9 protein-coding genes are annotated in these 13,803 nt (G+C 39.0%); 1 reads left to right on the top strand and 8 read right to left on the bottom strand.

The annotated features are described in order from the left end of the window. Positions 1 to 61: 61 nt before the first annotated feature. Complete coding sequence (locus tag FS875_RS05325; protein WP_144754023.1) at positions 62 to 1,942, bottom strand: AsmA family protein; 1,881 nt, start codon at positions 1,940 to 1,942, stop codon at positions 62 to 64. A gap of 262 nt (positions 1,943 to 2,204) precedes the next feature. Here FS875_RS05325 and folD point away from each other — a divergent pair, with 262 nt between their 5' ends. Then, positions 2,205 to 3,104 carry a bifunctional methylenetetrahydrofolate dehydrogenase/methenyltetrahydrofolate cyclohydrolase FolD gene (gene folD, locus FS875_RS05320; RefSeq protein ID WP_144754020.1) on the top strand — a complete coding sequence of 300 codons (900 nt, stop codon included), beginning with the start codon at positions 2,205 to 2,207 and terminating at the stop codon, positions 3,102 to 3,104. A gap of 66 nt (positions 3,105 to 3,170) precedes the next feature. On the opposite strand, the gene edd is transcribed toward folD, so the two are convergent. The 7 genes from edd to FS875_RS05285 all read right to left on the bottom strand — a co-directional run bounded on the left by edd (position 3,171) and on the right by FS875_RS05285 (position 13,245). Then, positions 3,171 to 4,994 (bottom strand): phosphogluconate dehydratase, encoded by a 1,824-nt coding sequence (gene edd / locus FS875_RS05315; protein WP_144754017.1) that lies wholly within the window; start codon positions 4,992 to 4,994, stop codon positions 3,171 to 3,173. 58 nt (positions 4,995 to 5,052) lie between these two features. Then, a complete protein-coding gene (gene pgl, locus FS875_RS05310) occupies positions 5,053 to 5,805 on the bottom strand; it encodes a 6-phosphogluconolactonase (protein ID WP_144754014.1) in 753 nt (250 codons plus the stop codon). Between the two features lie 17 nt (positions 5,806 to 5,822). Beyond that, the gene (zwf, locus tag FS875_RS05305) at positions 5,823 to 7,295 is read right to left on the bottom strand and encodes a glucose-6-phosphate dehydrogenase (protein WP_144754011.1); all 1,473 of its coding nucleotides are present in this window, start codon (positions 7,293 to 7,295) and stop codon (positions 5,823 to 5,825) included. A gap of 121 nt (positions 7,296 to 7,416) precedes the next feature. Then, a complete protein-coding gene (locus FS875_RS05300) occupies positions 7,417 to 8,700 on the bottom strand; it encodes an NAD(P)/FAD-dependent oxidoreductase (RefSeq protein WP_144754008.1) in 1,284 nt (427 codons plus the stop codon). An 11-nt stretch (positions 8,701 to 8,711) separates the two neighbouring features. Beyond that, positions 8,712 to 10,139, bottom strand: a complete 1,428-nt coding sequence (locus tag FS875_RS05295) for a glutamine synthetase family protein (protein ID WP_144754005.1) — start codon at positions 10,137 to 10,139, stop codon at positions 8,712 to 8,714. Between the two features lie 666 nt (positions 10,140 to 10,805). Further along, positions 10,806 to 12,569 carry a 50S ribosomal protein L7/L12-serine acetyltransferase gene (gene rimL, locus FS875_RS05290; RefSeq protein WP_144754002.1) on the bottom strand — a complete coding sequence of 588 codons (1,764 nt, stop codon included), beginning with the start codon at positions 12,567 to 12,569 and terminating at the stop codon, positions 10,806 to 10,808. A 124-nt stretch (positions 12,570 to 12,693) separates the two neighbouring features. After that, complete coding sequence (locus FS875_RS05285) at positions 12,694 to 13,245, bottom strand: class I SAM-dependent methyltransferase (RefSeq protein ID WP_207999976.1); 552 nt, start codon at positions 13,243 to 13,245, stop codon at positions 12,694 to 12,696. Between the last annotated feature and the right edge of the window lie 558 nt (positions 13,246 to 13,803).

Below are 13,803 nucleotides of genomic sequence, written 5' to 3'. Positions count from 1 at the left end.
AAATTGCAAATAGATGAATTATCACTATAGAATAGCATGTTGTGCAAATAAAAAATAATGCTTAATCTGTGTCAATGTCTTTTGTAATCAAAAAATTACCATGATCTTGTCCTTTAGAGCTCAGAGAAAATGTAAAAGGCCATGCAAGGCTGTTAGCAAGACATTGGACATCTTTACATAAAGTTTCTGATCTATGATTTTTGCTCAATTGTGCCTGTAATATCAATTCACTTTGCTGTCCTTGAGCAAGAGCAGTTGTAACACCCCCCTGTATAGATAAACTCAAGTCTGTTGTACGCATCAATGACTCTGTTATCTTTATCGTAGCAGCTGAAAAGTTTGTCTGAATATCCCAGTGATTAAAATTTGTGGAGAGAGAATCATCATTTTTTAAAAGAAATTGTTGTTTGCTTGAAAGTTTTTTTTGTAATTCATTCAAGTCATACCCTAAGAGCCGCCCAGAAGACATCTTTAGTGTTAATCCACCTTGCATTTTTGTAAAAACTTCCATCCAAGAACCCGCAAGTGTTTGTATCGTTGCAGTAAAATCTGTTTTGCTCTGTACAAATGGTATAAATCCTAAAGTTTCTAAAGCCTCCTGGGTATCAATAGAAGATCCTGAAATATTTCCTCCAATACGTATTTTCTGTCCAGCCGGCGTAACTTCAATATTACCTTGAACAGATCCACCCCCAATATTTGCATGTCCAAGATCAAAAATCCCATACCCATTTTTTATTTGTATTGCAGCAGCTAAATCTGTGAGTAAAATATTTTCTATTTTAGCTTGAGGCGCAGAAAGTCGTATATCCACTCCAATACGATCAAAAAGCGCCATATCAAAGAATGAGTTTTTCTTTTTAACTGAAGAAAACATTGAGCCCAAGAGATTAAAGTCTAGGTTATCAAATGCTAAAGAGCCCACGACATTTGGTATATAATCTTGAAAGTCAAGTTCCAAAGCTCCACGTGCATTGGATTTTCCTATCGTAAATGTAACATTGTTCATTTGGATATGCATTGGACGTGCTAAAAAATGAGATTCCCAGACAATAGGGGCTTTTAATTTATGTCCCCAAAATTGATTTCCTCCAAACCAAGACACAGTCTGATTCCATCCCGGAGAACGCATCGACACCTTTCCGTCAAAAATATAATATTCAGATAACCGCGCCTGTCCTGTAAAAGTTATTCCCCCGCGTACAGAATTAAGACTTGCCTTAACCTGGCTTTTTCCTCCTGCCAGAAGCAACAATGCTTGTGCAGCATCAATAGACAATTTTGTAAATTCTCCGCGCCAACGAGCATCTGCACGCAACCGTATTTCTTGTGTCGATTCTGACCAATCTAAAGTCGCATTTAACCCTGTGATTTTTTCCGCTACCCCTGAAAGACTATCTTGATACACAAGAGCACCATTTTTAATGACAACCCGCCCAAAAGGTTGTTTTAAAAGGTGTTCTATCTCTGGATGATCAGGGTTTTGTTTTAATATTTCACGCGCCTTGCGTATAGCTAATCCTAAAGCACCTTGTGAGCGTGAAAATCGATCAAAAAAATCTGCCATTGTTTTAACGGGCTTTTCCATAGCAAATTGAGGACGCACAATTCGCGTTTCTGAAAAAGAAATTCGTCCCCAAAGAAGATCAACGACAGAAAGATCAACTTCTATAGATTCAGCTTCCATGAGTGGCGCAACATCATCCATTTTTGAGGTTAAAGTAACACCGGAAAGCAACGCTCTAGGGTAAGGAAAAATATTTAAACGCGGTGGATCACGCAATTGCACATTATAACCTGTCCATGCACTCAGCTCTTGCGCTAAACGAACACGAATCATATCTGTAGAGACGAGATAAGGTAAAACGAGAATCCCCACCCCAAATAAAAAGATAATTATAATAAAAATTCCGCTCAAAAATTTTATTATTCTGATGCGCACAATATCCCTCTAAACGTATTCCCCTAGTACTAGATTAAAAACAAACTTAAATAATTGTTAAAAAACTTTTTATAATCCTATAATTCACCATATCCACTTTGTATTCTCATTATTTTTGTTCTTTATCCAAAGTTTATTTAAACAGCAATATTGCTACTTCTTTATAAAGCAATTTCCCTATGAATATTTCTATAAAACTCTATCGTATTATTAGAAAATGCTTTACAAAAAAACAAACAGCCTTACCGAAAGGATCTTTCTCATGAATAATATTATTGACGGAAAAAAACTTGCTGAAGAGATTATTGAGAAAGTTAAGGCTGAAACAACAAAACTGCGCAATAACTATAATATACAACCTGGTATTGCCGTCGTCATTGTTGGAGATGACCCTGCAAGTCAAGTCTATGTGTCCTCAAAAAATAAAAAAGCTGAAGAATGTGGGTTTCTTTCGATAAAACATGCCATTTCCAAAGAAACACAAGAAAAAGAGCTCCTTCAACTTATTGCAACATTAAATGCCGATCCTAAGGTTCATGGCATTTTAGTGCAACTTCCCTTGCCCACTCATATTAATACAAACCTCATAACACAAGCCGTTGCTTTCCAGAAAGATGTGGATGGTTTTCATTATATTAATATCGGAAAACTAGCCGCCAATGCCCTTGAGGATGCTATCATACCCTGTACACCAGCTGGCGCCATGATGATGATTGAAAAACAATGTGGACAAGATTTATCTGGTCTTGATGCCGTTGTCGTTGGGCGCTCTAATATTGTTGGAAAACCTATGGCTGCTCTTTTAACTGCAGCCAATGCCACTGTGACAATAGCTCACAGTCGTACTCGTGATCTTGATGATGTGTGTCGTAGTGCCGATATTCTCGTAGCGGCTGTAGGCCGTCCTCAAATGATTAAAAAAGACTGGGTGAAAAATGGTGCAATTGTTATTGATGTTGGTATTAACCGCATTGCCGCACCAGAAAAAGGTGTAGGAAAAACGCGTCTTGTTGGGGATGTCGATTTTGAAAATGTAAAAGAAAAAGCTGCTGCAATTACCCCTGTTCCAGGAGGTGTTGGACCAATGACAATTGCTATGCTTATGGTTAATACACTTAAAGCCGCTGCTCGAGCAAACAATCTGCCCGTACCAAAATTCTAAAAAATTTAACAATCCATTGTACATGATTTCACTGTACATGGTCCACCTTGCTTCTGTTTGCATTTCTCATGCCATAAAAACAGATGCTCCTTGATCTGCACGATTAACCGATTGGCGGAAAACACGAAAGAGTTCGCGTCCAACACCTTGTTCATTTTTTGAAAGATCAGGAGGTGTGATTGTTCGCGCATTAAATTTTTCTAAATCCTCTAAAAGAGTTAGCTTCCCCCTATGCGCATCAAGGCAAACAATATCACCATCTTGCAACCGCGCAATGGGACCATTATCCAAAGCCTCTGGTGTTACATGTATAGCAGCGGGAATTTTGCCTGATGCTCCAGACATACGGCCATCCGTTATCAATGCTATCCTTTGACCACGATCTTGTAAAACACCTAAAATAGTGGTTAATTTATGAAGCTCTGGCATACCATTGGCTTTTGGTCCTTGATAACGAATAACAGCGATAAAATCTTTATCATTCAATGACCCAGATTTAAAAGCCTTTTGTAATTCCTCTTGATCATTAAAGACAAAGACTGGTGCTTTAATCTGCCAATATTCTGGTTTAACGGATGAAACTTTTATAATAGCTGTTCCCAAATCTCCCGATAAAACACGAAGACCCCCGTCAGGCTGAAATGGTTTTTTCCACCCTGCTAATACCTTATGATCACCACTTTCCTTGAGAGCCGGTTCACGTACCACACAGCCATCAGCAGAAAGCTTTGCTTCAATGGCATAAGCATTGAGATCTTTACCACAAACTGTAGAAACATCTTCATGCACTAAACCGGCCTCAATAAGCTCACGAATAATAAACCCTATCCCCCCTGCTGCATAAAAATGATTGATATCAGCCAAACCATTCGGATAAATTCGCGCTAAAAGAGGTACATGGCATGAAATTTCCGCAATATCATGCCATGTCAATTGAATACCACAAGCTGCAGCTATAGCTATCAAATGAATCGTATGATTGGTAGAACCTCCTGTCGCATTTAATCCTACAATAGCATTTACAAAAGAACGCTCATCAATGATCATACCAAGTGGTCTATAATGATCACCGAGATCGGTCATTTCAAGTACACGCTTTGTCGCTTCTTTTGTTAGAGCATCACGCAACGGTGTATTCGCATTGACAAAAGAAGCTCCCGGCATATGTAGCCCCATCATCTCCAATATCACCTGATTAGAATTAGCCGTCCCATAAAATGTGCATGTCCCTGGTCCATGATAAGAACGGGCTTCTGATTCCAACAAAGTTTGGCGATCTATTTTATTTTCCGCGTAAAGTTGACGTATTTTTACTTTTTCATCATTTCCTTGCCCCGTTGTCATAGGACCAGCGGGTATAAAAATTCCTGGTAAGTGACCAAATGTTAGTGCACCGATCAATAAACCGGGAACGATTTTATCACACACCCCAAGATACAATGCTGCATCAAAGACATCATGTGATAAGCTTATCGCTGTCGCCATTGCAATCACTTCACGTGAAAAAAGGGAAAGCTCCATCCCCGCATTCCCCTGCGTAACACCATCGCACATCGCAGGAACACCTCCTGCTACCTGCGCAACACCACCAACCATACGAGCTGCTTCTTTAATTAAGTGAGGAAACTTTTCAAAAGGTTGATGCGCCGAGAGTATATCGTTATAGGCTGTGATAATACCAATATTTCCAACGATATTTCCCTTCAAACGCTCTTTGTCTATTGCTCCACAAGCAGCAAAACCATGAGCCTGATTAGCGCATCCCAAAAAACTCCGCTTGGGACGGTAACTTTGTGCGTTTGCGATGCGTTCTAAATAAATTTCTCGTGTAGGTAGAGAACGTTCATAAATCCTTCGTGTAACTGTGGCAATTGTCTTGGAAAGTGCCATATTTACTTCCCCCCTTTCATTGTTTCTCTCTCTTATTCATTAAAGAGAGATTGCATTTCTATTCCTCTTGTCTTTCACATTCTGATTCACTTATTTCATTTTCTGTAGGTGACCAATAAACCTGCACAAGATGAGGGGAATTACGCAAAATTGCCCGAATCGGCATTTCCATCTCAGATCCCTCTTGACAAGCTTCTTCAAAACAATCGCGTTTCTGAAAACCTTCAAAATGAAGAATAATACAACGCGATTGCATAATAACTGGCAAAGTTAGTGAGAGTCTTGGCTCAAAAGCACTCTTGGCATGAAGTGGTAAAACAAGTGCTTGTGTTCGAAGATCAAGGGCTTGCTTTAAACGATCAGCATCAGGAAAAAAGGAAGCCGTATGTCCATCAATCCCCATTCCTAAAACGATAACATCAAAGGGTTTAGGCAAAGTATTAACACGACTTGCTGCTGAAAAAGCCGCAAGTTCAACGGTGCGTGCCTTATGATAAAGTCCTACAAAACGTGCTTTTGCAGCAAAATTTTGCAACAAATAACGCTGTACCATATGTTCATTTGAACGCTCATGATGAGACGGTACAAAACGCTCATCAACCAAAGTGATGATAATATTTTGCCAGTCAATATCAGCCTTTGATAAATAATGAAAAAACAATTCTGGTGTTTTCCCACCAGAAACTGCTAAAATCGCGCGCTTTCTCTCAAGAACAGCTATACTAAGCTCTGCTGCTACACGGTCAGCCAATGCTAAAGCAAGAGTCGTGGGTGTTTCAAAATTTAAACGGTCAATATTCATTCTCTGCACACTTACTGCTTATTGCTCTAAACTAAATTGTTCCATATACGTCCATCACGTTCCATTAAAATTGTCGAAGCAGGTGGCCCCCATGAACCAGCACTATAACCATGAACAGGCTGCTTTATTGCTTGCCATCCCTCAATAATAGGATCAATCCAACGCCAAGCTGCTTCAACTTCGTCACGGCGCATAAAGAGTGTTTGATCGCCACGAATAACATCCATTAATAAGCGTTCATAAGCATCAGGATTACGCTCAGAAAATGCAGCAGCAAAACTCATATCCAAGGGGATATGACGAAATCGCATACCACCAGGACCTGGGTCCTTAATCATCAGCCATTGTTTGACGCCTTCATCAGGCTGGAGACGAATAACAAGCCTATTAGAAAAAATCTCATCCGAATCCACATTAAAAATATTATGTGGAATGGATTTGAAAACAACCACAATTTCAGACATTCGCGTAGGCATACGCTTACCAGTTCGTAAATAAAAAGGCGTATCTGCCCAACGCCAATTATTAATCTTAACCTTCAACGCTACAAATGTTTCGCTCTCACTTTCTCTTCCCAAATCTTCAAGATAAGAGCCCACATGAACACCATTCAATGCACCAGCGGTATACTGCCCACGTACAGTATGTTGTTTTACATTATGAAGATCAAAAGGTGTTAAAGAATGCAAAACTTTCAATTTTTCATCACGCACAGCATTTGCTCTATTCGTAAATGGTATTTCCATCGCCACTAAACAGAGCAATTGCAACATATGATTTTGCACCATATCGCGTAGTGCACCTGCACTCTCATAATATTCTGCACGCCCTTCCAAACCTAAAGATTCAGCAACCGTTATTTGAACATGATCAACATAATTGGAATTCCATAACGGTTCATAAAGTGTATTCACAAATCGCAATGCCATCAGATTTTGAACAGTTTCCTTGCCAAGATAATGATCAATGCGAAAAATTTGATCTTCATTACAAACACTTGCAAATGCATCGTTAAGCGAAATGGCTGTTTTTACATCACGGCCAATAGGTTTTTCAATGATAATTCTTGTTTGTGGCGTCACCAAATTGCTTTTCCCCAACTTCATCGCAATATCAGAAAAAAGTGACGAACCAACAGCCAAATAAAAAGCTCGAATATCCGTTGAATCTTGTGATAATACCAACGCAAGATCTTGCCACCCTTGGTTTGAGGAAACATCAACAGAAACGTAAGTCAAACGTGCAAGAAAACGATGGAGTTCAGTTGGATTGAGATCTTTTGGATGAATCTGTGCTTCTAAAGAAGCCCGAACAAAACTTTGATATTCTTCATTACTCCATGCAGAACGTGCAACCCCAATAATACGCGTGGGCTCATTAAATTGCCCAACACACTGACAATGATAGAGAGCAGGCATAAGTTTGCGCGCTGCTAAGTCACCGTTACCACCAAAAACAATACAATCAAAGGGAGAAACTGGAATAATTTTACTTACCATGGACTTATTTATTTTTCTATTCGATTATTCAATCCTAGTATTACTTATAAAATCTTTCATCATTAAAGCAGACAGAACCTAAATAAGCCATTAATTTTCTACATTTCAATCAATGTTTGTGTTAAAGACGATCCATTAAAGAAAACCAACGCATTGCTAAAAATATAAGTGGATAACGCAAAATGCTTCCTCCCGGAAAGGATGAAATCTTTAAATTCTGAAAATGGGCAAAACGTTCATAATTCCCAGTCAACCATTCTGCGTATAATTTTCCCATAAAAGGAGCAAGCATAACGCCATGCCCTGAATAACCGCCACAATAAGTCATCTTAGAGAAAAGTTGGCGAACATAAGGCATACGTTCAACCGTGATAGCAACCGTTGCCCCCCAACGATGGGTCAAATTAACAGAGTATAATTGAGGATAAATTTCAGCAATTTGCCGTTTTATACGTACATCTAAATTTATAGGATTCTTATTATTGTAACTTTCTACACCACCAAATAAGAGACGATTATCAATGCTTTTGCGAAAATAGCGAACCATAAAACGGGAATCATCAACAGATTCACCCCTCATGAGAATTGAACTGTCCTTTGGTAATGGTTCCGTTGCTCCAATATACGAGCGAAGAGAAACAATATTTTTCTGAACAAAATGCTGCAAACCAAGTTTATACCCGTTCGTTGCGAGTAAAACATGCTCTGCTGTTATACTCCCTTTTTCTGTTATTACTTGCCAATGAGTTCCCTTGCTCTTCACGGTTGTTACTTGTGTCTTCTCATAAAGCTTAGCACCAGCATTTTTAGCTCTTTTTGCTAACCCAACAATCAATTTTAAGGGATTTATATGGCCGGTATCCGCATCATAAATACCACCACAATAAAAAGACGATCCAAGTCGCCTAGATGTTTCAGCCCTATCCATAAAAGTAAGCGCGTGATAGCCATAACGCTGCATCGTTTCAATATGCCGTTGATAAGAGAAAAGCTCACGCCTTTTATGGGTTACAGAAAGTTGCCCTACCATAAAATCGCATTGAAAATCAGGCATCGCACATAAAGATAAAATATCTCTTTTAGCTTCTTCTGCTAAATCAAATAGCACTTTACTGCGCTCAAAACCATATTTTTTCTCTAACGTTTCAACCCATTGCCGTTGCCCCGTTCCCAATTGTCCACCATTGCGCCCTGAAGCTCCATCCCCAAAACGTGATGCCTCAAATAAAACAACATCCACTCCAGTGTTCGCTAAATGATAAGCAGCTGAAAGGCCTGTCAATCCCCCCCCAATAATGACCACATCACACTGTCTATCTTCACAAAAAGAAGGATAAGAGGGACGCTCTTTTAAAGTATCTTCATACCAAGAAAGCCCTGGAGAAATTGGATTAGAGCCAATCATCGTGACAAACCTCAAACATTAAGCAAGAGATATTCGCGCTCCCACGGACTAATCACTTCCATAAAAGTTTCAAATTCTTGTCGTTTGATTGCAGCATAAGTACTGACAAACACGTCCCCTAAAATAGCACGTATTTCTGTATCTTGCTCAAACAAATTGACAGCCTCAATGAGTCCACGCGGTAACTCAATATTATCAGCATTCACATTATTTGTCGTTGGCTCATCGGGTTCAATTTTTTGCTGTAAACCAATGAGACCACACGCTAAAGAAGCTGCAAGAGCTAAATAAGGATTTGCATCTGACGAAGGAAGCCTATTCTCTACACGTCGCGCTTGAGGAGCAGAACGAGGAACACGAAATGCCGTGGTCCGATTATCATAACCCCATCGTAAATTAACAGGTGCTGAAACATCCGGCATAAGGCGTCGATAAGAATTAACATAAGGTGCAAGCATGACAAGTCCTCCCGCCATATGTCTTTGTAATCCACCAATAAAATGGCGAAAACAAACACTTTCTTCACCATCTTCCTGCGTAAAAATATTCATACCTGTCTTCTTATCAACAACTGATTGGTGGATATGCATCGCAGAACCCGGCTGCCCTTGAATGGGCTTGGCCATAAAAGTTGCATACATATTATGTTTCAGTGCTGCTTCACGAATTGTGCGTTTGAACATAAAGACTTGATCAGCCAATTCAATTGGATCACCATGGCGTAAATTGATTTCAAACTGACCTGCTCCCTCTTCGTGAATAAGCGTATCGATCTCTAATCCTTGTGCCTCCGAAAAATGATAAATATCATCAATGAACTCATCAAACTCATTCACACCGGCAATCGAATAGCCCTGCCCCCCACCAATTGAACGTCCAGAACGACCAACTGGAGGAACTAAAGGATAATCAGGATCAGGATTTTTTTCTACCAAATAAAACTCAATTTCTGGTGAAACAACCGGCTTTAGTCCCATTTTCGTATAAAAATCAATGACTTTTCGCAAAACATTTCGTGGTGTATAATCGACAACCTGTCCATTTTGATAGACAAGATCACAAATCACCTGTGCTGTGGGAGCATCTTCCCATGGTACAATGCTTAATGTAGACAAATCAGGCTCAAGACGTAGATCTCCGTCTGTTTTAGGATATTCAAAGCCATGACCATCTTCAGGATAATCTCCTGAAATTGTTGTCATAAAAACCGCTGAAGGCAATGCCAATGATGTTTCCGAAGTAAATTTTTTAGAAAGCATCATCTTGCCACGCGGCACTCCTGCTTGATCAGGCGTGATACACTCAATATCCTCCACCTTACGGAAAGCAAGCCATTGTAAAACTTGTTCCCAATTTTTTACACCCCTTAAATTTTTAAGGAAATGAGCGACAGGCTTAGAACCCTTACTTTTTATTTGTTTACCATTCTTCACAGCCATAACATATCAACTTTAAAAATAATTAAGTCCTATTCTTATTATATCAGACTTATATCAACCATGTATGAATGACACGAAAAAAACTTATCAACGAATATTTTTAAAGAATGCTACAGTATTCATCAAGGTCAGAGAACCTTACACTCAATAAGCTATCCTATCAACTATAGTGAAAAATTGGTACTGCACGCGATACATAGACCCTAACGTTCTGTTAATAAAAAATAAAAGGTCTAAAGCCATTCTGGAAAGCAATAATCGTATAAAATCTCATAGCGGATTCTTTAACGTAATTATTACATCTCTACTCTTAATGTTTACAAAGAAGTAATCCGCACACCTCCCCTTCTTCTACCTCAATCTATACAGCAAAATACCCAATCATAACGTCCATTAACTGCACCTTACTGCAACTCCGATAAACGCTTGAGATAACTAAAAGCAATCAGCATTCGTAGGCAACTGAACGAAAGATGAATTTCCTATTCTGCTAACAAATCTAGCTTGATTTAGAGTACTAGCCCTCTCAATGATTTTTTGCCCCTCTCCAGATGCGCTGCACATATGACTTCTCATCTGCGTGGCTGAATCTTATTTAGCACCGGCAATTTACCTCATCGGTATAAACCCACGTAGTATATCAAAAAATAATTTTTTTATCTAATCTCACAGTATAAAGCTATAAATATTCTGATCATGAAAAACTCCGTTCAACAATTCAGCTTTTCTCAATCTACCCTCAAGCTCAAAGCCACAGCGCTGCGCTACTGCGTTGCTTCTCTGGTTGTCTACTGAACATTTTATGACAAATCTTTTTATTGCGCCAGATTTTAAATAAGATTGCATCAAGACTTTCACAGACTTAGTAATAATCCCTTTTCCTTGAAGTTTTAAATCAAGCCAATAGCCGATATAAGCGGTCTTATTACCACTATCAATCCTATTGAAAGAAAGTAATCCCACTGGAACTTCATCAAACAAAATAGCATATGTTTTTCCATCATTCTTCTGATGTTGCAAAAAGCAAACGTCAAGAAAAATAGCTTCATCATGTTCATTCGTAACATAACGTGGCCAAGCCATATATTGATTGAATTCCGTTCTATTACGATCTATAATATTAAAAAGCTCGGAAGCGTATCTCGAAGATGCAGGTACGAGATGGATGTTTTTATCCACATTAATAGCCTCCTCTGCATGCAATAAATCCATTCGCCCAGCTGGTAGAGCATTTTCTGCAAGCCTCGCTGTTACGATTTCTTTTTTGTATAAAGCATATACGGGAGGTTTAAGACGCATCCATTCATTAGCAGTTTCTAAATCATAAGAACCGCAACCGCGAATAATAAACAACTGATCTTTACCCAAACCGTAATCTGCCCTGGGGAAAAGGCGATCATTTTCAAAACAGTCAAAACCTGCTAATATCTGATCATGTTTATCACAAGCGTTTTTTTTCTCTTCTAATGGTATAAGCGAATGATGCCAAACACGCCAAGAAGGTATCCAGTTAATATCAAGATTTGTCTGTATAATATCAACCTTACCGCGCTTTTTAATACTCACAGTTCTCCCTACAACATAACCATGATCTTCGCTGATATACCTACCAAGCTCAAAAATCAATTTCCATCTAGCAGGTAAAGTGGTGTCTTGTTCAGATAAAACATTAAAAATTTCTTGGAAAAACTCCCGTGGTTTCATAGCCGTAACTTCAGCATCGGCTAAGAAGGAGTCTGCTGGAAATCCGCTCCCCATATTAAGATGCCCTCCCTTAGGCATATTTTTTAAAAGGAAGGGAAGCCAATCACGCAAGTTCTCAATAATTCGTGCCGAACTTTCCAAATTCGAACCGATATGAAGATGAAAGCCTTTAAGATAAACATTCTTGCAAGATTGCAGCAAGGGAACGATTTCTTCCTCAAATTCTTCCACTGTCACTCCAAAACGAGAACGCTGGCTATCTTTGTAAAAATGCGCCAATCTTACACCCAGCCCCACTACGCGGTCAGTATCAGAAACCAAATCAATTATGGACTTGAGTTCATGCGGACTGTCAACATGAATCAGTGCATTTTCAGCAATCCCTTGAGAAAGATCGTTAAGAGATTTATAAGGTCCATCCAATATAATCCTATCGCTCGTAAAACCAGCCTTTAAAGCTAGCTTAAGCTCATCTGCTGAGCATACTTCTGCACTAAATCCGTGCTCAGCAATGAGTCGTAACAACAAACCTAACGAGCATGACTTAACCGAAACAGCAATAACTGCGTTCAGAAAATATTGCTGACAGACCGCTTGCAAACGCAAAACCCGCTCCAACGCAGAATCAACATCAAATATAAAAAATGGTTCGTCGCCATAAGGCTGGCGTTCATGCAACCGCTTAGCTGCCGTGATGATATTTTGAGCTATTATTTTTTGCGCCATAACTGTATCGTAACTCCCCGATAATCTCGTTGAACATTAAGAGGAGCACGGATAGTAAGATATCGCTCATAAAATGCATCCTGCATATTTTCCTCAAGCTGACAAGTGAACTTATTTTTAATTCTCATATATCTACGAAAATTTTCTTTAAGCTCATCATAGGGACGAGATGATAATCCATAATTTTTTCTTGATCCAGGCCCAATCCTGCTTTGCCAAAAAAGTTACACCAATAATGCAGCGTCCAAGCAGAATCAGGTTTAAACCCTATAGCGCTATAAACTTCAGTAATAATTTTATTGCTAAGCACCCTTCTATCGTAAAAATTTGAAGTACGAAGAACGCCTTCTACTTTCAAAACACAACTGACCTCAGACAGCGCTTGTTCTCTTGCTTGAATAAATGCAAAATTACATCCACCAAGTACATGAGTAAACGTTTCTGCATAAAAAGGAAGGCTGCAGACGTCAGAAACTTGATAGCGTAAACGATCATCCGCAGCAAGCTTAACTGCCAAATCATGGGCAATAATGATAGCTACTTCAGATATATCAATACCTTTTTGCAGAAGATCTAGTTTTTTCAAAACAATAACGCGAACTGTAACTGGTAGAGCAGGCAAGGTCCAATAATCAATAGTATAATCACCACTGGGCAGCGTATTATCCTGTTTCATCAGCGCCACAAAATAAGGACTCATCGAACAAACATCTTAAAACTTCGCCAATGTATTCAATGTATTACTAAGCTCCATCATATAATTTCCTCCTTAATAGGATTTCTTTAAAACGGATCTCCAGTACAAAGTAAAGCTTTTGTTCTCCCTAACACTCTAAAAAGCTTGCGTTTTTTGCAGAACCTAATATGCGCCCACTCTTTAAAAAAACATCAATATCATTAACCTCTTGATATGTTCACTCCTATATTTTGTGCTCATAACGGTACAATCATTTGGCGTATTCAAATCGGTAAGCATCTCTACTAAAAACGGTGGACAGCTATTCATTTCGACGAAATCTATATCAGATGACCCACATACTATTTTTCCTGTGTCTTTATGTAAGGCGTAGCCCTATTCAACTGTATCTTCACTCTCAAACCTCCTCACCTTTTATTAACTTTTTATCAGTATAAAGCCAGGCCAAATTAAGCGGGATAACCAAACATATACAAAGCAAAGCGAAACAAAAAGCTGCTTCTATACCAATATTACTGGCCAACCAACCAATCAGCA

It is taken from the genome of Bartonella saheliensis, assembly GCF_902162175.1.
Note: the sequence above shows the minus strand (reverse complement) of the source record. Positions and strands in the feature narration are given on the sequence as shown.